This is a genomic window from Streptomyces sp. ICC4 (assembly GCF_003287915.1).
Taxonomy (GTDB): domain Bacteria; phylum Actinomycetota; class Actinomycetes; order Streptomycetales; family Streptomycetaceae; genus Streptomyces; species Streptomyces tritrimontium.
On the sequence record NZ_CP030286.1, the window covers coordinates 7,279,175 to 7,300,587 of the forward strand.

Here is a 21,413-nt window from a genome sequence, read left to right on the forward strand (position 1 = left end):
GCGGTACGCCGCCCGGCTGCGCGCCGAGGCGCTGGAGCAGGCCGCCGCCCGCATCCGCCCGGAGGACGCCCCGTGTCCCTGCTGACCACCCTGGCCCGGCTGGAAGCGGTCCGGTCCGGCCGGGCGCAAGCCCTGGCGACCGTCCGGCACCGGCATCTGAGCGAGCGCCCGCTGGTCTTCGTACCGCTGACGACCGCGGGCGAGGCCGGGGCTCCGCTCGGCGCGATGTTCGGCACCGACCGGGACGCGCCGCGGATCCTGGTCATACCGCAGCCGCGCGACCGCGACCTGCGGTGGCAGTTCCTGGCGGAGCTCGCCGGGCACCTCATCCCGTACATCGACTCGTACGCGGACGACGTCGAGCCGGCCGAGCACACCGAGACCGACCCGGAGACGGGCAAGCGGGTCAAGGTGGCGGCCGAGCTGTGCGTGGACGCGCCGCAGCTCATCGTGCCGAGCCGCGCCGGCGTGGAGTACGTGAGGCTGCTGGGGCGGTCCATGCGGTTCCGGCGGACCGCCGAGGAGGATCCCGAGAACCCTTATCCGGCGCCCGCCCAAGTGCCCCTGCTCGGGCGCTGGTTCACGCACTTCTCCGAGCGCTCTCGGGTCCCGGGGTCCTCGATGCTGCTGTCGGCGACGGATCTGCTGGCCCGGCACTGGGCGAGCGGCCAGAGCAACCTGGAGGACCAGCACCTGCAGGCGCTGCTGGCGTGGATCGACCCCCCGCGGGGCGAGTCGGGCGCCGAGCGGGCGCTGCGCGCGGAGCTCGGCCGGGGCGCGGACGGCCAGTTGCTCCTCCCGCCGGCCGGTCCCGCGACGGATCCGGCGTTCGACAACAAGCTGCTGGCCCCGGCGATCGCGAAGTTCGACGCGGCCCGGGCGGCCGCGCTCCGCGACGGCAGCGGCAGCGGCAGCGGCGACGGGGGCGGCAGCAGCACGCGGTCCGCCGAGCTGGCCGTCCGGCGGCTGGTCACGGCCCAGATGGAGAGCACCTGGCACGCGGTGTGGCAGGCCGTCGGCCTCCTGCGCGAACTGCCCGCCGGTGAGCGGGCCGAGGAACGCTGGACCGGGGACCGCTGGTCGTACACCGGGCACCGGGACCGGGTGCGGGCCGGCGAAGGGCCGCAGCCGCGCCTGGACGACGCGGTGACGGCCGCGCGCAAGCTCGCGAAGCGGGAGACCGAGCAGGTCAGGCTCGACGCCCAAGAGGCGCTGGACGACCCGCTGGTGATGGCGGGCCGGCGGCTGGCGGGCGAGGCCTTCGCCGGCGAGGTCACCGAAGTGGTCATGGAGTGGACGGACGCGAAGCGGCCGAGCCCGCGCCCGCTGGTGACGGTGGCCACGGAGGACCGGCCGCAGCTCGCCGGCGGCGGCGAGGGCGGTGACGGCGGCGCGAAGGTGTTCCGCTCGCTGGACGGCCGCCCGCAGAGCGCCCGGTTCGTGCGCTGGGAGGAGGACGGCCGGCTCGTGCTGCGCCTGCTCGACAAGATGGGCCGCGGCAGGGACCCGGAGGCGGGCTCGGTGCCGGAGAAGGGCGACCGGGTCTGCTGGACGCTGTTCGAGCACGACTCCCGCGGCGGCCCGAAGCTGCCGGACCCCGAGCAGACCCCGTGGACCCACGGCGGTCCGCCCGCGCACCTGACCGGATCGGCGCCCGCGCTGCCGCTGCCCGACCCCGTGACCGACGAGGACCTCCTGTGAATTTCGATCCGGGCACCGCGGCCGACCGGGCCACGGCGGCCATCCTCCACGACACCCTGCACGGCACGGCGCGGGGCGTGGTCGTCGACTCCCCACCCGGGGCCGGCAAGTCCACGCTGGTGGTGCGCGCGGCGCGCGAGCTGGCGGCGGCCGGGCGCCGGCTGATGGTGGTCGCGCAGACGAACGCGCAGGTCGACGACCTGGTGCTGCGGCTGCACGGGAAGGATCCGGAGCTGAAGGTCGGCCGGCTGCACAGCAGCGACGCGGACGCCTACGATCCGGCCCTGCGCGAGCTGGAGTCGGTGGTCCTCTCGGCGAAGCCCGCGGACCTCGCCGAGCTGCCGGTCACCATCTCCACGGCGGCCAAGTGGGCGTGGGTCAAGGACGTGGAGCCCTGGGAGCACGCCATCGTGGACGAGGCGTACCAGATGCGCTCGGACGCGCTGCTGGCGGTGGCCGGGCTGTTCGACCGGGCGCTGTTCGTCGGCGACCCGGGCCAGTTGGACCCCTTCAGCGTGGTCGGCGCCGACCAGTGGGCGGGGCTGTCCTACGACCCCTCCGCCTCGGCGGTCAGCACCCTGCTCGCCCACAACCCGACCCTGCCGCAGCACCGGCTGCCGGTGTCGTGGCGGCTGCCGGCCTCGGCCGCGCCGCTGGTCTCCCGCGCCTTCTACCCGTACACGCCGTTCCGCAGCGGTACGGGTCCCGGCGAGCGGCGGATGTCCTACGGGGTCGCGGGCGACGGCTCGGGCCCCGACCGGGTGCTGGACGAGGCCGCGGAGTCGGGCTGGGGGCTGCTGGAGCTGCCGGCCCGGCACACGCCCCGGACGGACCCGGAGGCGGTGCGGGCGGTGGCGACGGTGGTCCGCCGGGCGCTGGACCGGGGCGCGGTGACGGTGGACGAGCGGCCCGGCGGCCCGTCCCCGCTGACGGCGGACCGGATCGCCGTGGGCACCGCCCACCGCGACCAGGCCTCGGCGGTCCGCGCGGCGCTGGCCGCGCTCGGGGTCACCGGGGTCACCGTGGACACGGCGAACCGGCTCCAGGGCCGCGAGTACGACCTCACGGTGGTCCTCCACCCCCTGTCGGGCCGCCCGGACGCGACCGCCTTCCACCTGGAGACGGGCCGGCTGTGCGTCCTGGCCTCGCGGCACCGGCACGCCTGCGTGGTGGTGGCCCGGGCGGGGATAGCGGAGCTGCTGGACGACCACCCGTCGACGGAACCGGTCCAGCTGGGCGTGACGGTGAAGTTCCCCGACGGCTGGGAGGCGATGATGTCAACGTGGGACTTCTGGTCCAACCACCGCGTCTCGTGGCGGCCATAGGCCGCCACCAGCCTAAGAGGGTGTCTCACGTGGCAAGTTTCGCGAGCTTCTTGTAGCAGGTCAGGGCAGCAGCCAGGCCGAGGAAGGCGAGGAAGTTTGAGCCCTTTCGTTCGTACTGGACGGTCAAGCGGCGGTAGCCGAAGAGCCAAGCGATCGACATCTTCCAGCGGTACCGGCCGAGGCGTTCGCCGGAGTCGACGCCTGGCCGCGCGATGCGCGCGACCTTGAGGGCGAGACTGTCGTGCATGTTCGCGCCGGACACGGCGACGGTGAGTGGGACGCCCTGGGCATCGGACAGCACGTGCAGCTTGCTGCCCTTCTTGCCGCGATCGACCGGGTTCGGCCCCGTCAGCGATCCCCTCTTTTGGCGCGAACAGGGGCCGCATCGACGATCGCCGAGGTCCAGTCCACCTTGCCCCGGGCCCCGAGTTCGTCCAGCACCGCCCGGTGGAGCCGACGCCATGGGCCGGCCTCGGTCCATACCGTGAAGCGCCGATGCGCGGTGGCGGAGGACGTGTCGAACGTCGGCGGCAGATGCCGCCAGGCACAGCCGCTGGTCAGCACGTAGACCACTGCCGTGAACACGGCCCGTTCGTCACACGGAGCGGTCCCACCACCTTGCGGTCGAGCGGCGAACGACGGCAATAACGGGGCAACCAGCTCTCAGAGCTCATCAGGAACCAGACGCTTCGACAGATCAGCACTCACGACCGGCATCATGCCGTTCGAACATCACGTCATGTCGTGGAACAGCCCCTACGCGGTGGTTGGTGTGGCCATCCTGGCGGCTTGCTCGATCTTCGCGAAGGAGGCTGCGCGGGCTTCCTTGTCGATCGGCTGCTCGTGTTCGGCGCGCATCCCGGTCCGGCCGTCTACGCCCTCGCGCAGGATGTCGGCGTGCCCGGCATGCCGGATGGTCTCGCCGAGGACATGGACCATGATGGCGAACAGGTTCGTGTCGGCATAAGGCTCCGGCCACCAGGGCACGTGGCCGGGGGCGTCGAGGGCAAGCTCGTTGATTGTCGCGTCCGAGTGTTCCCACGTGCGCCGGTAGAACCCGACGATCTGACCACGCGTCTCGTTCTCGGCCGCCCATAGATCGCTGCCGTCGGAGTCCTGCCACCGGCAAAGCGGCTCCGGAGAAGGGCGGTCGAAGACCTCGCCGAAGTACCTGGCCTCGACCGTGGCCACGTGTTTGACCAGGCCGAGGAGGTTGGTCCCGGTCGCCGTCAGAGGCCGGCGCGCGTCGTATTCGGACAAGCCGTCGAGCTTCCAGAGCAGCGCCTCACGGTCCCGCCGCAGTCTCTTGTGCAGGTTGTCTTTCGCGAAATCATCGATCATGCGGCACGAGCCTGCCATGGGCTGCTCATGGTCTCAAGATCCCGTACGTGGTCCGCAACAACCGGCGGAGCCGTGGTCAGCTATGGTCACCGCCCCGACCTGCTGCAAGGAGCTCGGAGCCTATCCACGTGAGACATCCTCTCAAGGCCCCCGGTGGAAAGGGGGGCCGCGGTCTCACTCAGGAGAGGCTGGACCTCGATTGGTCGATTCTGTCTCCAGGACCTCCTGGAAGATTTTCAAGGCTTCAAGGCTCCATGCCTCTTCGTCGCTCGGCTCAACAGATTCAGCCAAGGCATCACTCGCCCTCTCGGCGACGTCATTCGGCGTGATGATGCAGATGGCCATGTGCCGCGCGTTCGCCCTGGGTCGGCTCCGAATGAAGAGCCGAATGCCAGCCTGGCGAAGGAAAGGCCCCTGCTCCTTCCAGCCGTTCATTTCGGACCACCTCTCGGCGTACGTCTGGCCGGTCCCAACAACCTCCCACCGACCTGGAACGAACGGCTCAGCCATCAGTTCCTCAAGGTTGGCCGCATGCCGCTCCATCGCACCGGTCAGGGAGGCCACCACTACAGGAGATGCGGCCAAGGCGATCGATTGCGACAGATTGCCGATGGCACGCTCAAGTTCCTTGATTTGCTTCCTGTTGTCCCTACCCGGTACGTACTGACGCTGGGTGATTTCTTCGCCACCCAGCTTGCCGAGGACCGCGCGCTCCGCCGCTGCGTACACCTGGTCCTGAGGCCAGGAGACAGAGAAATCGCACGCCTTGCCGTTGGACCAGGAAGAGCAGCGGAAGTACTTGTGGTGCCGGATCTCTCCCGTGCTCAGCTTCCCGATCGAGCTGTTCTCGTACATCTTCCTGCCGCACGGACAGTAGAGCAGTCCCGTCATGGGAGACGCGTTGGACTTGATTCCGGCACGATGTCGACCTAGCGCGGATACCGCCGCCTGCAACTTGGCGAATTCCCCATCGCTGAGGACGGGATCAGCCCATCGAACAGGAACTCCATCGCGAAGGAGCGGCTCGCCTCCATGCATGGCGATCCCCCTGAGGATCGGTTTCTTCAGCATCTTCCCCAGGGTGGACGTGGTCCACCTGGTCCCCTTGACAGCCGTCTTGACCCCGGCCTTCCTCTCGCCCCCGTTGACGCTCCGCTGGTAGTCCTGCGACGTGAGGACACCACGCTCATTCCAGTCCTGACACAGGCGGCTCATGGACCACCCCTGCTCCGCGATTCGCTCGTACGCCTCACGGATCATGGGGCCCGTCACCGGGTCGATGAGCAGTTTGTAGCGCTGCCGGCCCTGATGTTCCGCGAGGACCGGCCGATAGCCAAAGGGCCAAGTCCCACCACCCCAAAGACATTCATCGCGGTAGTACTGAGTCTGATTCCGGCGCTGTTGCACGATGGCTTCGCGGTACTCCTGCGCCTGTGTCGCCTTGATGTAAGCGATCATCCGGCCATTGCCAGGAGTGATGTCCAAGGCCGGGTCATCAAGGCAGATGACGTCCTTGCCGTCTTGGTAGCACCTGTCGGCGAACATCTCCCAGTGCGTCTGGTTCCGAGTGATGCGGTCCAGGGAGGTGACCATGATCGCGTCCCACCGGTACCAGAGCGGCTCACGCATCCACCTACCGAGGCCAGGCCGCTCGTCAGGGCGGACTGCCCCCGAGATGAACGAGTCCTCTACGTCCCCCACCACATCGAACCGGCCCTCAGCGGCTGCGCCGTCCAAGGCCTCGACCTGACGCGCCAAAGCAGAGCTGTCCTCGGAATTCCGACTGATGCGACGCATCTTCAGGACACGAGTACCCGGTGACGGCCTGTACGGCATCTCACTCCCCCCACACAGTCCCCTATCGATGAAACTCCATGGTGATCCTGTTTTCTGAGGGCAGGAAGCCAATCATTCGAAACCTCACCCGTTCGAGTACCAGGTGAGCCGGAATCCCTGAGTCGGCGGGTCAGCGGGATGTGCGCTCGACGCCGAGGCGGGTGCGGACGCCGGGGCCTCGGCGGACGTCCCCGGGATCAGCGGGCTGGTCATGGCTGACGGGTTCCGGGCCCCCGCGGGACTCGCGGACGAGCCGGCGGCGGTACTGGACGAGCTCGCCGCCCCGGCGAAGGCGGCGGTCAGTGCGTGACGAGCGTCCCCGCCAAGTGGTCGTACGCGGCGTGCGCGTGCAGCCGTACGCCCGTGGCCAGCGTGGCGTCGTCGGCGTAGAAGGCGGGGTGGTGGTTGCCCACCAGGCCCCGGCCGCCGGGGACGGCGACCGGTTCGCCGCTCGCCGGGTCCAGGGCGGTGTCCTGGACGCCGAGCATCACGTACAGCCCGCCGAAGCGGGTGATGAGCTCGGAGACGTCGTCGTAGCCGAGCGTGCCGCCGACCTCCACCACCCGGTCCGCGCCCGCGACCCGGCGCAGGGTGGGCAGCGCGGCCTCGACCCAGGCCGGGTCGTTGCGCACGGCGGGCACGTCCTGGAGCAGTTCGACGGTCGCCGAGGCCCCGTACGCCAGCGCGGTGTGCTCGGCCAGCACCGTCAGCCGGCGCTTGACCTCGGGCATGTCCCGCTCCTCGGCGCAGCGGATCGTGCCCCACAGGGTGACCGTCTCGCCGATGACGTTGTACCGGCCGACGTCCTCGATGTGGCCGATGGAGACGGTGACCGGGGAGAACGCCGGGACCTGCCGGTAGAGCTGGCCGATCCCGGTCAGCAGCGCCCCGGCGGCGGGCATCGGGTCGACGCCCTGCCAGGGGGAGGAGGCGTGCGACTGGCGGCCGGTGACGGTGACGCGGACCAGGCAGGAGGCGCCGTACATCGGGCCGGACCGGTAGCCCACCCAGCCCTTGGGGTGCGGGGTGACGTGCATGCCGAAGGCCATGGTGGGGACGGGGTCGGCGAAGGCCCCCTCGGCCACCATCAGGCGCGCCCCGCCGTCCTCGCCGACCGGCGGCCCCTCCTCGGCGGGCTGGAACACGAACAGCACGGTGCCGGGCAGCCGTTCGCGCACCCGTACGTCGGCCAGTGCGCGCGCGGCTCCGAGGAGCATCGCGGTGTGGCAGTCGTGGCCGCAGGCGTGCGAGGCCGGGCCGGCGGCGGCGAACTCCGCGCCGCAGCGGTCCGGGACGGGCAGGGCGTCCATGTCGGCCCGCAGCGCGGCCACCCGCCCGCCGGGCCGGCCGCCGCGCAGCACCCCGACCACGCCGTGCCCGGCGATGCCGGTGCGGACCTCGTCGAGTCCGAAAGAAGTGAGCTCCCGCGCGACGAGCCGCGCGGTGGCTGCCTCGCGGTTCGGCAGCTCGGGATGGCGGTGCAGGTGCCGGCGCCAGCCGATCACCTGCTCGACTCCCTCGTCGCAGAGCCGGTCCAGTTCCTCGTGCACACCATCGGCCATACGCATGTTCTAGCCGATGCGACCCCGTGCGCGGGCCCTCTCGGGCCATCTTGCGCGACGTTGGACAATGGACGGTGGCCCGGAAGCTTTTCGGCCCAGCGCCTTTCCCACGTGCAGCAGGAGGACACGCATGGCAGAGCCCGAGCGGACCGAGCGCAGGCTGCGGCCCGCGCAGCTGCTCTTCGAGCCGTCGGAGACCGTCACGGACCCGGAGCACTTCTTCGACCTCGAATCGATCGACGACCCGCGGGAGCTGCTGGTCCGGGCCACCGAGCTGACGCTGGCCTTCCGGGCGGCGCAGGAGCGGGCGGTGGAGTTCCAGGCGGTGGCGGCGGCCCAGCTGGCGGATCCGCGGCGGTTCGACCGGCTGTCCGCGCGGACCATCGCCGAGCAGGCGGAGTGGACCGAGGACTACGCGCACAAGATGATCGAGTTCGGCGAGTCCCTGCTCCGCGGGACCGCGCCCGAGGGCCCCTGAGCCGGGCGGGGCCAGGGCCGGCGGCTAGGGCCCGGCGGCCGAGCGCCCGGCGCCCGGGCCCCGGCGGCAGCCGCCGCGGGGCCGGCCCGGCGCCGGGTGGGTCCGACCACTGGCATATGCGGGACGCAACATACCCCAGGAGCACCCGGCGCGTCCCGGTTTCCCGTAACTCCCGGGGACCGGTCCGCTACAGCGGGTAGACCTTGTCATATGACGATCCTGACCGGCTGCCCCGCCCTCGACGTGCGGACGAGCGCCCCCGCGACCCATGTCACCCCGGCGGGCGCCGCCTGGCTCGCCTCGGCGTCCGCCCACCCCCAGGGCACGCTGGCCGCCTGGCAGGCCCGGCCCACCGCGCCCGCCGTCCTGCCCTGCGGGACCGCCTTCGACGTGGTCAACGTCCCCGTCGTCCTCGGGCGCCGGATGCTGGACCTGCTCTGGGCCGAGGGCCCCGGGTCCGGACCGGCCGCCGTGCACCGCGGCCGGATGCTGCTGTTCGCCGCCCCCGGCGCCGCCCACCGGCCCCCGGCCCTCCTCGCCTGGGAGGAGTGGAGCACCCCTCCTGCTCGGTCAGCCCGCGAACCCGGACCGGTTGCGCCATCCCGCCTCCCCACGCTGATTGGAGAACTCCTTTCCAACCAGCACCACGAGCAACCCGGCGAACCTTCCCGGTCACAGCACTAGGCACCGCGCTCTACGGGCTCTACCAGGTCACGCACGACGTGGACCACCTGCTGGCGTCCGTCACGGCCCACGAGCACGCCGTCCGTCTGGCCCGCCCGGACGACAAGGCCTCCCCTCTGGACAACCTCGGTGCCTCCCTGCACGGACTGGCGCTGGCCCGGCGCGAACCGGACGCGTTGTGGCGCTCCCTGGGCTGCTTCGCGCAAGCGGCGAGCCTGCATCCCGCCGGTCCGCGCCGCCGGGCGGTCACCGAGAAGATCTGGCGCACCCTCGAGATCGTCCCTGAGGTGTGCGAGCGGCTCGAGGACATGGACCGGGCCGTCGCCGAGGGGCGCACCCTCATCCGCACCGCCGACCTGGGCGATCCTCGCCACCCCATCCACCTGAGCATTTTCGCGGGGCTGCTCTACGAGCGCTTCATCGTCGGCGAGGCCGACGACCAGGGACACCTCGACGAGGCCGTGGACCGGCTGCGCGACGCGCTGCCGCTCCTGCCGGCGGAGCACCCGGATCACGCGGGCCTGGTCTCCAATCTGGGAGTGGTCCTGCGGGCCCGTGCCGACAGCGGCGGTCACCCGGGCGACCTCGAGGAGGCGACAGCGCTCGTGGCCGCCGCAGCCGCCACGCAGCCGGACGACCCCACGATCCGGAGGAACCTGCGGCGCTTCCTCACCGAGCAGAGCGCCCGGCCGGAACCCGGTCCGGACACGGACCCGCTGATCATCCGGCTACGGCGGGTGACAGCGCTGTTGCACTCCCACGGTGAGCAGCGCTTCCCCCTGCTCCTCACCACGGCGGTACGACTCGCGGCAGAGGCTGTGGAGAGTACGCCGCCCACCCACCCCTCCTACACCGCACTCCACGGGCTCGTGGCCGAGGCCTACAGCAGGAGCGCCGAAGACACCGGCAACCCCGCGCACTTGGACGAAGCCCTGCGCTGGGCCCGACTGGGGCTGGAGGCCGCGGACCCCGACGCCACCGCGAGTGCCGCGGGCACCCTCGGCATGCTCCTTCGCCTGCGGTTCGAGCAACGGGGGGACCCGGCCGACATCCACGAGGCCGTCCGCCTCCTGGAGGCCGCCGAAGTGCCCGGTGTGCCGGCGATGCACGAAGTGATCCGGCTCAACCGCCTGGGGATCGCCTTGCTCCGGCGCCACGACCACAGCCATGACCTTGCGGACCTGCGGACGGCCGCCGAAGTCCTGGATCGGGCCCTGGGGCTGGTACCAGGTGACGGGGAAGCCCTCCCCTCGGTGCTGGCCAACCTGTCGGCGGCGCGCATGGGCCTCTTCAGGCGCACCGGCGTACTCGCCGAACTGGAGGTCGCGGTAGGCCACTTGCGGCACTGCGTGGAGCTGACCCCGCCCACTGACCACCATGCCGCAACCAGGTGGGACAACCTCGCGGGCGCACTTGATGACCTGTACGGGCAGGAAGGCACTCCCGAGCTGTTGGAAGAGGCGGTCACCTTCGCCCGGCGCGCCGTCGGATGGACCCCGCACGGGCATGTCGAATGGGGGCGCCGGCACGCCGGCCTCAGCAAGGTGCTGTACCACCGGTTCCTGCGCGGCGGAGATCCGGCCGATCTCGCCGCCGCCGTGTCGGAGGCCAGAGCCGCCGCAGACGGCACGCAGCCGGGCCACGCCCACCGCGTCACCTACCTGGGCAGGCTGGGCGACACGCTCCTGATGCAGTTCGGGGCCACGCTCGATCCCCACCCGCTGGCCGAGGCGATCGCCGCCTACGACGAAGCACGTCGCGAGGGGGCATCGCTGGTCCGGCCCCGTGGGGACGCGGCGCGGAAGTGGGCCGTGCTCAAAGGCGCGGCCGACCCCGCGGCCGGGGTGGAGGGGGCCCGGTACGCCTTCCAGCTGCTGGCGGCCGTGGGCTGGCAGGGGCTGAGCGTCGACGACCGGCTGGCTCTGGTGGGGGAGTGGGCGGGGTTCGCCTCCACCGCCGCCGCGTGGGCCCTGGAAATGAACGATCCGGAGCAGGCGGCGGCGCTCCTGGAGCAGGGCCGCGGTCTGCTCTGGAGCCAGCTCACCGACTCCGGCTTCGAACTGGAACGGCTCGACGATGCCGACCCGGAGCTGGCCGCCCGCTACCGCGCCCTGCGTGCCGAGGCCGGAGCACTCACCCATGGCGGTCCGGTCCCTGACCGGGGTGCCCGGCTGGCGCGGGTCAACGAGCGGCACCGACGGCTCCTCGCGGACATCCGCCGGCTCGACGGCTTCGGGGGATTCCTCGGGCCGCCGACTCCGCAAGACCTGGCCGCCTCGACGGCGTGCGGGTCCGTGGTCGTCGTCAATGCCGCAAGGACGCGCTGCGACGCCATCCTGCTCCGGCCGGCCGCTGACGCGGACCCGGCCGCCTCACCCCTCCGGATCGCGGCCCTGGGCCTGGACTTCGACGAGGATCTTGCCGCCCGCCAGCGCGCCCGCTACGCCGAGGCCGCCGCGGAAGCACGGTCCGCGCAACGTGCCCTGGCCGCCGCGGCCCGTGCCGGGCGCCCCCCCCGGAGCGCTCGAAGCTCGTCGCCTTCGAAACGGCGATCGAGGAGATCGGCGAACTCCTCGCCTGGGGCTGGGACGCCATCACCGGGCCGGCCCTGGAAGCGCTGGGCCATCGGGCCCCGCCGAAAGAGGGCCTGCCCTGGCCGCGGGTCCAGTGGTGTGCCACGGGCCCCCTCAGCACGTTCCCGCTCTTTGCCACCGGCCACCACGACGGCTCCGGCCGGGCCGTCATCGACCGCGTCGTCTCCTCGGAGGCGCCGACCCTGCGCATCCTGGCCGAATCCGCGCGCCCCGCGGTACCGAACGGCCGGGCCGCAGCACTGCTCGCGGTGTCGGTCCCGACCCCCTTCGACCGTACGGACGTCCTGCGCGGCGTACGGGAGGAGATCGCGGCGGTGACCGAGGCCGCGCCCGTGACCGTGACCACGCTGGCCGGCTCCGAGGCCACCCGCGGCAGCCTGCTGTCCGGGCTCGGCACGTACGCCTGGTTCCATTTCGCCGGGCACGGAGCGCGAGGCCTGACCGCCCCCACGGACACAGCGCTCAGCGCCTTCGACGGCCCCGTCACCCTCGCCGACCTCGCCGCCCTGCGCATCGGCGGCGGCGGGCTCGCCTACCTGTCGGCCTGTCATGGAGCGGACGCCCACGACCGGCATCCCGCCGAGGCCCTCCACCTGGCAGCCGCTGTGCACCTGGCCGGCTTCCGCCACGTCATCGCGGCCCGGCACGAGCTGGACGACCGCGTGGCCACACGGACGGCGACGGCGGGGTCCCAGCAGTTCCCGCCGAAAAAGCAACGCTAAGCCCGTGGGGCTCCCCTGATCTGGCGTGATCTCGGAGAAGGCGGAGCAGCGGCCCGTTGCCGTGTGCAGGGTGGCTCGTTGGGCTGACCGGGTGACGGAGACTGGAGGGCGGTCGGATGGCGACGCGGGTTTTCAGTGATGAGGAGCTGGAGGCCCTGCGGTCTTTCCCGACGATCGGCAAGGACGAGCTGATCCGGCACTTCACCCTCACCCCGGCCGACGAGGCGTTCCTGCGGAAGTTCCGCCGGGCCCAGAACGTGCTCGGCGCCGCTGTGCAACTGTCTGCCCTGCCCTGGCTGGGCTTCGTCCCCGATGCTGTGCCCGCCGCACCACCCGCGGCGGTCGGCCGCCTGGCCCGCCAGCTCGGGCTCGCCGTGACAGATCTGGCGGGCTACGGGGAGCGGGAGCAGACTCGTACCGACCATCTGCGGGAGATCGCCGAGTATCTAGGGTGGAAGTCGGCGAAGATCATCGAGCTCAAGGAGCTGGACGAGTTCCTGCTGGCCCGCGCGATGGAACACGACGCCCCGAGTCTCCTGTTCCGGCTGGGCTGCGAGTACCTGCGTTCAGCGAAGGTGATCCGGCCGGGTGTCGTCTCGCTGCTGGAGAAGGTCGCCTCCGCCCGCGAGGCCGCCGAGCGGGAGACCTACGCGCGCGTGGCTCACCTGTTGGGCCCGGAGCGGGCGCCGGCTCTGGACGGGCTGCTGGTCTTCGATGCGAAGCTGCGGTCCTCGCGGCTGCACTGGCTGGTGACCGGGCCGGTGCAGGCGTCGCCGACGAGTGTGGGCGGCGAGGTCGAGAAGCTGAGGTTCCTGCGGGGACTTGGCGCGGACACCGTCGACATGTCGTCGCTGCCCGCCGAACGTCGGCGCTACTTGGCCCAGATCGGGCGCCGGCTGACCGCGCAGGCCCTGGTTCGGCGCGAGCCCAACCGGCGCCATCCGATCCTGCTGACACTGCTCGCGCAGTCCTCGGTCGACGTCCTGGACTCCGTCGTCCAGCTCTTCGACCAGACCTTGTCGGGCTCGGAGTCCCGCGCGCGGATCAAGCTGCGTGAGGTACTTGCCGAGCGGGCCAAGTTGTCGGAGGACCGGCTCGCCCTTTTGGAGGAGATCCTGCCCGTGCTGGCCGATGCCGGTATCCCGGACGAGGCGGTGGGAACGCTGCTGCGCGGGAAGATCGGCATGTCCCGGCTGCGGGCCGCGCACGCCGCGGCCACAGTGCGGCTGCCGAAGGACCACGGGCACCTGGCGCTGCTGGAAGGCTCCTACACCTACATCCGGCAGTTCGCGCCGAAGGTACTGGAGGCGGTGCGATTCGCCGGCGGCACCGACGCGCAGCCGCTGATCGAGGCGCTCACGATCCTGCGGGAACTGAACGCCATCGGTGCCCGCAACGTCCCCGACAACGCACCGACGCTGTTCGTGCCGGCCCGCTGGCAGGGCTACCTGGACGAGGCCGCCAAGGGGGATGCGACCGCGTACCGGCACTACTGGGAGCTGTGCACGCTGCTCGCGCTGCGCGACGGCCTGCGCAGCGGGGATGTGTTCGTGCCGGGCTCGCGCCGTTACGACAACCCGGCCGCCTACCTGTTCAAGCCCGCCCAGTGGGAGACGCACCGCACGGAGTTCTGCCGCCTGGTCGGCAAGAGCCCCGACGCCTCACAGGCCCTACCGCTGGTGATGGACGAACTCGACGAGGCCCTGACCGACCTGGAGGAAGTCCTGGGGCGCGGCGACGGGCCGGTCAGGCTGAACGACGCCGGGGAGCTGGTCATCTCGCCGCTGACGGCAGAGGACATCCCGTCCGAGGCCGAGGAACTGCACGCCGAGCTGGAGCGGATGCTGCCGAACGTGCCGATCGCCTCCCTGCTGGTGGAGATGGACCGGCACACCGGCTTCCTGGACTGCTTCGTTCACGCCGGCGGCAAGCAGACCCGTTCGCCGCAGCTCAAAAGGAATCTGATCGCCTGCCTGATCGGGCTCTCCACGAACCTCGGGCTGCACGGCATGGCCGCGTCCTGCGGCATCCCCTACGACGTGCTGGCGTGGACCGCGGAGTGGTACATCCGTGAGGAGACGCTCCGCGAGGCGAACATCTGCCTGGTCAACTACCACCACAAGCTGCCGGTGACCGCGATGTTCGGCTCCGGCACCCTGTCCTCCTCCGACGGCCAGCGCTTTCCCACCCGGGGCAAGTCGATCACCGCTCGGCACCTGAACAAGTACTTCGTCTCCGAGGGAATCTCCACGTACACCCACGTCTCCGACCAGCACTCCACATTCGGCACGAAGGTCATCGTGGCCACGCACCGCGAGGCGCACTACGTGCTGGACGAGATCCTCGGCAACGCCACCGACCTGCCGATCACCGAGCACGCCACGGACACGCACGGTGTCACCCTGGTCAACTTCGGCCTGTTCGACCTGGTCGGTAAGCAGCTCTCGCCCCGCATCCGCGACCTGGGCAAGATCACCCTGTACCGGATGGGCGCCAAGAACGACTACGAGGAGCGGTTCCCGAAGGCAGGACCGCTCCTGACGAAGAAGGCCAACCTCGACCTGATCGCCGACCACTGGGACGACCTGCTCCGCCTGGCCGGATCGCTGAAGTACGGGCACGCCACCGCCTCCCTGATCGTCGGCAAGCTCTCCGCGTCCTCCCGGCAGAACGCCCTCGCGGCGCGCTCAAGGAGTACGGCGCGATTCGGCGCACGATCTACGCGGCGAAGTACCTGTCGGACGAGGGCTACCGGCGCAAGATCGCCCGGCAGCTGAACAAGGGCGAGTCCCTGCATGCCCTGCGCCGCCAGCTCCACTACGCCCGCGAGGGCAAGATCACCCGCCGTCAGCCCGAGCAGCAGAACGAGCAGGCGTGGTGCCTGACGGTGGTGACGAACGCGGTGGTCTGCTGGCACACCGAGTACATGGGCCTGGCAGTCGGCGAGCTGCGCGGGGCCGGCCGCGAGGTGGACGCCGAGGTCCTGGCGCACATCTCCCCGGCTCGCAGCTCGGTGGTGAACTACTACGGCTCCATCACCGTCGACTACGAACACGAACTGGCCCAGCTCGACGAGCAGGGACACCGGCCGCTGCGGACCGTTGGTACGGACGAGCCCGCAGCCGGGCTGTAGAGCGACGATCGGTCCCGGCGCCACCCCACGGGGAAGGGCGGTACACACCCCACCCCTTCGTGGAACCGGCCCTGGGTGGTCGGCGTCCCTCCATTAGTCCGCAAGATCGACTTTCCTGAAGGACCCGCCCATGACCGGTACGGCCGCCCGCTACCTCTATCTCACCCGCCACGGCGAGGCATCGTCGGACGAAAGTGAACTGACGGAGGCAGGCCGCCGCCAGGCCGCCCTGCTCGGGGAGCGGCTCCGTGGCGTCCCGCTGGCGGCGATCCACCACGGGCCGCTCGCCCGTGCTGAACAGACCGCCCAGCTGGTCGGTGAACAGCTCGACGGCGTCCACCGTCGGTGCTCCGATGCAGCCGGCGACTACATTCCCTACCTCCCGGCGCGCGAGGAGCTGCCGACCGAGGCGGCTGACGCCATGCTCGGGTTCCTAGACCAGTTCCCGGCTGAGCAACGCGAGCAGGGACCCGCCCTCGCGGCGGCGGCGCTCGCGGACTTCACTGGGCCCGTCGTCGGCGACGAACCACGCCACGAACTTGTCGTCACCCACAACTTCCTCGTCGGCTGGCTCGTCCGAGCCGCCCTCGACGCGCCGAAGTGGCGTTGGATGGGCATCAACCACGCCAACGCGGCACTGACTGTCATCCGCTATGCGCCCGGCCGCCCCCCGTCGATCCTCCTCTTCAACGACTCAGGCCACCTCCCCGCCGAGCTTCGCTGGACCGGCTTTCCGCAGGAGCTCCACGTCTGAGGCCCGGAGGTGAGATCGATGTTGATTCATTGAAGGGAGCGTCTGGCGCCTGTCGGTAAACGATCGTTTGACGACAGGCGCCAGACGCGTCCAATGAACCCGTGCAATCCGGGGGTTCACGGCGGATCGAATCCAATCGGATCCGATGGTGATTGCTGACAGGGTTTGACGACAGGTAGGGTCCGATCCTCCGCACGGAAGGGGCCCTCGGTGGCGAACCTGGTCTACAAGCGGGTCTCGACCGACCAGCAGTCGACCGCCCGGCAGGATCTCGTCCTGGCCGAGGCCGGGATCGAGGATCCGGTCGTCTTCGAGGAGGACGGCGGCACCTCCAGCCGCCTCCACCCGCTCCAGCGCCCGAAGTTCCGCGAGCTGCTGACGTACGCGCGGCCGGGCGACACCGTGCACATCTCCGAGATGTTCCGCCTGGTGCGCGGCACCGGGCATATCCTCGACGTGCTCGACGTCCTGCACCGCGACCAAGTAGGGCTGCGTATCCACGACGGCGCGTTCTCCGCGATGGAGCTCACGGCCCGCCACCCGCGGACCGGAGAGCTGCTGTCCACGGTGAAGTTCATGGTGCAGACCCTCGCCGCCGCCGGCGAACTCCAGCGTGACCTCCAGCGCGAGCTGACGTACGACGGGCTGCGGGCCGCCGAGGCCAAGGGCAACAAGGGCGGACGCCGCCCCGCCGTCCCGGCCGAGACGACCGCCGACGTGCGCACCGCCTACCTGGAGGGCCGCTCGATTGCCGCCCTCGCCCGGGAACACGGCGTCAGCCGCGGGGCGATCCGCACGACCGTCGCCGACCTCCTGCCCGACGGCACCGCCATCGAGGAGGGCGCGTCAGCATCGGAGCTGCCGGTCACCCTCGACATGCCGGGCAAGGTCGCCGACTTCCTCCGCGCCACCGAACTGGAGCCCGCCGAGCGGGCCGCGCTCGACCACGGGGTTACCGTGCGACGCGGTCAGGGCTACACCCTGCGCGTCAGCGCCGTCCCCGCCGTCCACCGCCAGCTCCTCACCCGCTGCCAGCCCCTCGACGGCACCCAGGGCGCACCGGCAGTCCCGGCACAGCGCAAGGCCCGCCGCGAGTACGAGAACCGGGTCAGCGCTCTCTGCCAGTGACCAGGACCGCGCTCCGGGCACCCCTCGGCGGGCATCCGCTGCGGCTGCCCTGATCCACCCTCTGAACTGGGCCGCAGCTGCTTAGCGTTGTTTTTTCGGCGGGAACTGCTGGGACCCCACGGCCTTCTACCAACGGCTCAGAACGGACCGGGACCCGGGTCTCGCGCTGCACCAGGCTCTACGCCGCATGAGGAGGGAACTCGCGGCGCCCGACTCCACGGACGGTCCGGTCAACCCCTGGGACTGGACGGGGCACGTGCACCTCGGCCCGTGACGATCCGCGGGGGCGAGCCGGGGCGGGATCGCCGTTCTCGGATCTCCGTGGCCCGTGCTCGTATACCCATTTGGCCGGTGCCACGGGGTAGGGGTTGAGGTGGGTGACGAACTTCCGGAGGCCGTCCTCGTGCCGGAACCGGACCGGGCGCTCCGGGCGCTCGTCGGTCAGCGAGACGGCCAGGCCCGCGTTGAGGAAGGCCAGCTCGCGCAAGCGCTCCGTCAGCGTGGCGAACGAGTACCGCGTGGTCTCGAAGATGCCCGCGTCGGGCCGGAACACGATCGTGGTGCCGTGCCCGGTCGTCGCCTCGTGCCGCGTCAAGGGCGCGAGCGCGACGCCCCGCTCGTACTCCTGCGTCCAGCGGAAGCCGTCGCGCCGGACCTCGACCGAGAGGCGGTCCGACAGCGCGTTGACCACGCACATGCCCAGGCCGCTGAGGCCGCCGGAGACATGGTGGCGGGAGCGGGGCCCGGAGCCGAAGGACAGCTCGGTCAGTACGAGTTCGACGGCCGACCTGCCGGTGGACTCCTCCGGTTCCACGGGCAGGCCCCGCCCGTTGTCCGCGACGCGCATGCCGCCGTCCGCGGTGATCGTGACGTCGATCGCGTCGGCGTGGCCGGCCACGTGCTCGTCGACGGCGTACCCGACGACCTCGTACACCAGCTGGTGCAGGCCGCGTTCGCCGATCGAGCCGATGTACATGCCGGGGCGCCTGCGGATCGACTCGCGGGCTTCCAGGATCTGGATCTGACTGCCGTCGTACGCGATCTGGTTCCCGTCCGCGGGCCGACTGGGGTTGTCGGACTCGGTCATGAAGCACCCTCCCTGGGCCGTCCTGGGCACGTCGGCGGGCGGAGGTCGCCGCAGCGGCCGACGCTGCTCGCGCGGCCTCCCCCCGTGTGCGCCCATCCTAGGGATTGGGAGGTGAACGCGCAGGTCAGAGCGGGTGTGGCAGGGTCCCAGGCGGCCGTGTCCAGGGCTTTTTCGAGACGGCCGGTCCGGGGGTCGGCGCGGGGGGCCGGAGCGGCGCGAAGGCCCCGCCGAAGGCACCCCGGGGGGCTTCCTCGGCGGGGCCCGGGGGTCTTTTCCCGCGTGTTTTCCGGATCGGACCCGACTCGTCGGCCCCGGAGGGGAGTTGAGGCGACCCTCCCGTTCGCGACCGCCGCCGGTCAGTGCGGAAGATCGACCGACAGGTACGGGGACAGCGCCCGCAGGAAGTCCGGCGCGTCGAAGATCGCGCCGGCCGAGGCCACACCGGTGGTCCGCGTCCGCCCGTCCAGGACGCGCTCGACGGCCTCCACCACCAGGGGTGCGGTGACCGCGTAGATGTCCTGGCCGCGGGCCGTCGCCCGCCGCTCCACGCCCCGCGAGCGGACCAGGACGTCGACGACGAAGAGCTGGTCCGACCTGCCCAGGGAATCGACCGCCTCCGGCGCCGGGGTGTCCTGCCCGGCCAAGTCCCGCGCGGCCTCGACGGCCATGTAGGTGCGCACATCGGGCACGTGCACGTGGCTGGGCACGGTGACGACATCGGCCATGGTGAACTCCGCGATCACCGCGCGGCGGCCCAGCGGCTCCGGGAAGTCCCAGTCCTGCTCGCGCAGTTCGTCGTCGTGGTACTCCAGCGCACCGTCCGCGAACCGCACCCTGCGGCCCGCACGGCGCTCGTGGGACACGGCGCCGGCCGTTCGGGTGCCCGGTGTGGGACGCCAGCTGTTCAGCCCGTACGCGACGTGCACCTCGTCCGCGGCGGTCCAGTCACCCATCGCCGCGGCGACCAGCAGGTCGCCCAGGCCGCCGAAGAAGGCCATCGCCGGCACCACGGGCGTGCCCGACCTCAGGGCCGCCGCCGCGTGGTCGGCGAACATCGCCGCGTTCGCCTCGATCTCCGCCGCGACGTCGAGGTACGGGATGCCCGCGCGCAGGGCCGCCTCGACGACGGGTCCTCCCGTCAGCGCGAACGGCCCGGCGCAGTTGATGACGGCCGCGGCACGGGCCAGGGCGCGGTCCAGGGAGCCGGGGTCGTCCACGGAGGCCGGCCGCACGACCACTCCCGGCCACTCGGCCGCCAGTAGCTCCAACCGCGCCGCGTCGCGGCCCGAGATCACGGTGGTGATGCCGCGCCTGCGGAGCTCCTCGACGATGAAGCGACCGGTGTGCCCCGTCGCGCCGTAAACCACCACTGCAGCCGTCGTGCTCATCGTTTTCCCCGTTCTCGGTGTCCTGATGAGTCCAGTCTCACCGTGGGCCGGGTCCGAACGTGATGGTCCGGAACGACATCACTCGCACAGTTTCGGACATGCCCGCCGGTCTCCCTGTCGGTCTCCCTGTCGGTCTGCCCGTCGGTCTGCCCGCCCGTCTGCCCGCCGGCCGTCGCGGGCGGCCGGGCCCGCCCGTCTCAGACCTGGTCGGGATGCGGGGCGGGTGCGTACACCGGGTCGGCGGGAGCGGCCGACGCGATCAGGACCGCCGCGAGGTCCTCCTTGCGCATCCGCTGGTCGACGTACAACAGGGCCAGGGCCAGCTGCGGGAAGCCGTACTGGAACACCATGCTGACCGTGGTGCCGACCAGCACGGAGACCACGTACACGACGACTCCGGCGATCAGTGAGCCGACGTCCGGGTTCTCGCCGCTCACGTCGCCGAAGTAGGGGATGAGCCCCACCATGCCGACGAGGCCGAACGGCATCTGGATGAAGTACCCCACGGCCGCCGCCACGATGTACGCGAGCATCGTGTTGCCGAACACCCGCCACCAGCCGTCCTTGACCAGCTGGGAGGAGCGCCGCAGGGCGGCGACCGGGCCGAGCCCCTCGCACACCGCGGCGGCGGGCGCGAGGCTGAGCCGCGTCATGAGCCAGATCGAGAGGGGCAGGCAGGGCAAGAGGCCCAGCAGCAAGACGAACAGGGCGGCCGGCGGGCCGGAATGGGCCGGGGCCGTGATGATCAGCGGGATGCAGATCGCGTAGAGCGCGAGCATCGGCCCGCCCGCGATCAGCCCGGTGAGCAAGAGGGTCCCGAGCACCGACGGCAGCCGGGACCACGAGCGGCGCCACATGACGCCGAAGGTCGTCGGGCGGCCGAGCACGGCCTCCTGTACCACGGCGGGACACAGGGCGCTGGTCACCGCGGCGCTCAGGGTCATCGTGACCAGCAGGAGCACGCCGGCCGGTGCGAAGGCCAGCAGCAGCGCCGCCCACGCCCCACCGCCGGATTCCCCCGGCGCGAGGTCCGCGACGTCGGAGAAGCGGCTCCGCGCGGCCACGACGGTGAGGACGATCGCGGCGGCCACGAGCAGGAGTCCGATTCCCTGCGCCGCGAACATCACGCCGACCAGGGTCTTCCAGTGGCGGCGGAAGGTCGAGAACGCGCCGCCGAGTATCTCGCCCGTGGCGAGCGGCTGCAGCGGTATGACGCCCGGCTTCGGCGCGGACGGCGGCATCCAGCCGCCTCCCCACTGCGGCGTGGGCTGTCCCGGGTGCTGTCCCCACCCCGTGTTGTGCGACATCGCTGTACTCCCCCTCGAATGAAGGGACACGGTAACCCCTTCCGGCCTGCGCTTCGCAGCGGCGCGGGGCTGCGCGCACGCGAAAGCGCCCCGCATCGGTGTGATGCGGGGCGCTCCGGTGGCGTGGGGTCAGGAAGCCACGATGTTCTCGGCCTGGGGGCCCTTCTGGCCCTGGGTGACGTCGAAGGTCACCTTCTGGCCCTCCTGGAGCTCCCGGAAGCCGGTGGCGGCGATGTTGCTGTAGTGCGCGAAGACGTCGGGACCGCCGCCGTCCTGCTCGATGAAGCCGAAGCCCTTTTCGGCGTTGAACCACTTCACGATGCCAGTTGCCATCGCTGTCTCCTTCTCGGGTGCGCCCGTGCTCACCCAAGGG

At 71.4% G+C, this 21,413-nt stretch carries 13 protein-coding genes and 3 pseudogenes; 8 read left to right on the plus strand and 8 right to left on the minus strand.

Annotated features, from left to right (window positions below; all coding sequences use genetic code 11):
* The first annotated feature begins 72 nt into the window (after window positions 1-72).
* Window positions 73-1,701 carry a hypothetical protein gene (locus DRB89_RS34170; protein WP_112451587.1) on the plus strand — a complete coding sequence of 543 codons (1,629 nt, stop codon included), beginning with the start codon at window positions 73-75 and terminating at the stop codon, window positions 1,699-1,701.
* Entirely contained in the window at window positions 1,698-3,026 is a 1,329-nt protein-coding gene (locus DRB89_RS34175; RefSeq protein WP_112451588.1) for an AAA domain-containing protein, read from the plus strand. The genes DRB89_RS34170 and DRB89_RS34175 overlap by 4 nt, the downstream gene beginning before the upstream one ends.
* 25 nt (window positions 3,027-3,051) lie before the next feature.
* On the opposite strand, the pseudogene DRB89_RS34180 reads toward DRB89_RS34175, so the two are convergent.
* The 4 genes and pseudogenes from DRB89_RS34180 to DRB89_RS34195 form a co-directional block, all read right to left on the minus strand.
* Window positions 3,052-3,686 (minus strand): annotated as a pseudogene (locus DRB89_RS34180) (IS5 family transposase).
* Between the two features lie 96 nt (window positions 3,687-3,782).
* Entirely contained in the window at window positions 3,783-4,367 is a 585-nt protein-coding gene (locus DRB89_RS34185) for a DinB family protein (protein WP_112453937.1), read from the minus strand.
* A gap of 174 nt (window positions 4,368-4,541) precedes the next feature.
* Window positions 4,542-6,203, minus strand: coding sequence for a recombinase family protein (locus tag DRB89_RS34190; RefSeq protein ID WP_112451589.1), 1,662 nt, complete (start codon window positions 6,201-6,203; stop codon window positions 4,542-4,544).
* Window positions 6,204-6,502: 299 nt separating this feature from the next.
* Window positions 6,503-7,765: an amidohydrolase gene (locus DRB89_RS34195; RefSeq protein ID WP_112451590.1), complete on the minus strand. Its 1,263-nt coding sequence runs from the start codon at window positions 7,763-7,765 to the stop codon at window positions 6,503-6,505.
* Window positions 7,766-7,895: 130 nt separating this feature from the next.
* On the opposite strand from DRB89_RS34195, the gene DRB89_RS34200 reads away from it, so the two are divergent.
* The 6 genes and pseudogenes from DRB89_RS34200 to DRB89_RS34225 all read left to right on the plus strand — a co-directional run bounded on the left by DRB89_RS34200 (window position 7,896) and on the right by DRB89_RS34225 (window position 17,258).
* The gene (locus tag DRB89_RS34200; protein WP_112451591.1) at window positions 7,896-8,243 is read left to right on the plus strand and encodes a hypothetical protein; all 348 of its coding nucleotides are present in this window, start codon (window positions 7,896-7,898) and stop codon (window positions 8,241-8,243) included.
* A 210-nt stretch (window positions 8,244-8,453) separates the two neighbouring features.
* Window positions 8,454-8,801, plus strand: a pseudogene (locus tag DRB89_RS34205) (bifunctional DNA primase/polymerase); the annotation flags it as partial.
* A gap of 2,743 nt (window positions 8,802-11,544) precedes the next feature.
* Window positions 11,545-12,243 carry a CHAT domain-containing protein gene (locus DRB89_RS34210; protein WP_343234851.1) on the plus strand — a complete coding sequence of 233 codons (699 nt, stop codon included), beginning with the start codon at window positions 11,545-11,547 and terminating at the stop codon, window positions 12,241-12,243.
* A 116-nt stretch (window positions 12,244-12,359) separates the two neighbouring features.
* Window positions 12,360-15,376: pseudogene (locus tag DRB89_RS34215) on the plus strand (Tn3 family transposase).
* Window positions 15,377-15,506: 130 nt separating this feature from the next.
* On the plus strand, window positions 15,507-16,130 hold the full coding sequence (locus tag DRB89_RS34220) for a histidine phosphatase family protein (protein WP_112452054.1): 624 nt from the start codon (window positions 15,507-15,509) through the stop codon (window positions 16,128-16,130).
* 210 nt (window positions 16,131-16,340) lie between these two features.
* The gene (locus DRB89_RS34225; RefSeq protein WP_112452055.1) at window positions 16,341-17,258 is read left to right on the plus strand and encodes a recombinase family protein; all 918 of its coding nucleotides are present in this window, start codon (window positions 16,341-16,343) and stop codon (window positions 17,256-17,258) included.
* A gap of 178 nt (window positions 17,259-17,436) precedes the next feature.
* On the opposite strand, the gene DRB89_RS34230 is transcribed toward DRB89_RS34225, so the two are convergent.
* From DRB89_RS34230 to DRB89_RS34245, 4 genes are all read right to left on the minus strand, one after another.
* Window positions 17,437-18,345, minus strand: a complete 909-nt coding sequence (locus tag DRB89_RS34230; protein ID WP_112463559.1) for an ATP-binding protein — start codon at window positions 18,343-18,345, stop codon at window positions 17,437-17,439.
* 356 nt (window positions 18,346-18,701) lie between these two features.
* Window positions 18,702-19,733 (minus strand): saccharopine dehydrogenase NADP-binding domain-containing protein, encoded by a 1,032-nt coding sequence (locus DRB89_RS34235; protein WP_112451542.1) that lies wholly within the window; start codon window positions 19,731-19,733, stop codon window positions 18,702-18,704.
* Window positions 19,734-19,930: 197 nt separating this feature from the next.
* A complete protein-coding gene (locus DRB89_RS34240) occupies window positions 19,931-21,040 on the minus strand; it encodes a hypothetical protein (protein ID WP_162688841.1) in 1,110 nt (369 codons plus the stop codon).
* 129 nt (window positions 21,041-21,169) lie between these two features.
* A complete protein-coding gene (locus DRB89_RS34245) occupies window positions 21,170-21,373 on the minus strand; it encodes a cold-shock protein (protein WP_112451544.1) in 204 nt (67 codons plus the stop codon).
* Window positions 21,374-21,413 lie beyond the last annotated feature (40 nt).

Bases quoted from the DNA above. Each gene is read 5' to 3' on its own strand.
- DRB89_RS34185 (WP_112453937.1), bottom strand. From the start codon at position 4,367: ATGATCGATGATTTCGCGAAAGACAACCTGCACAAGAGACTGCGGCGG.
- DRB89_RS34190 (WP_112451589.1), bottom strand. From the start codon at position 6,203: ATGCCGTACAGGCCGTCACCGGGTACTCGTGTCCTGAAGATGCGTCGC.
- DRB89_RS34195 (WP_112451590.1), bottom strand. From the start codon at position 7,765: ATGGCCGATGGTGTGCACGAGGAACTGGACCGGCTCTGCGACGAGGGA.
- DRB89_RS34200 (WP_112451591.1), top strand. From the start codon at position 7,896: ATGGCAGAGCCCGAGCGGACCGAGCGCAGGCTGCGGCCCGCGCAGCTG.
- DRB89_RS34220 (WP_112452054.1), top strand. From the start codon at position 15,507: ATGACCGGTACGGCCGCCCGCTACCTCTATCTCACCCGCCACGGCGAG.
- DRB89_RS34230 (WP_112463559.1), bottom strand. From the start codon at position 18,345: ATGACCGAGTCCGACAACCCCAGTCGGCCCGCGGACGGGAACCAGATC.
- DRB89_RS34235 (WP_112451542.1), bottom strand. From the start codon at position 19,733: ATGAGCACGACGGCTGCAGTGGTGGTTTACGGCGCGACGGGGCACACC.
- DRB89_RS34240 (WP_162688841.1), bottom strand. From the start codon at position 21,040: ATGTCGCACAACACGGGGTGGGGACAGCACCCGGGACAGCCCACGCCG.
- DRB89_RS34245 (WP_112451544.1), bottom strand. From the start codon at position 21,373: ATGGCAACTGGCATCGTGAAGTGGTTCAACGCCGAAAAGGGCTTCGGC.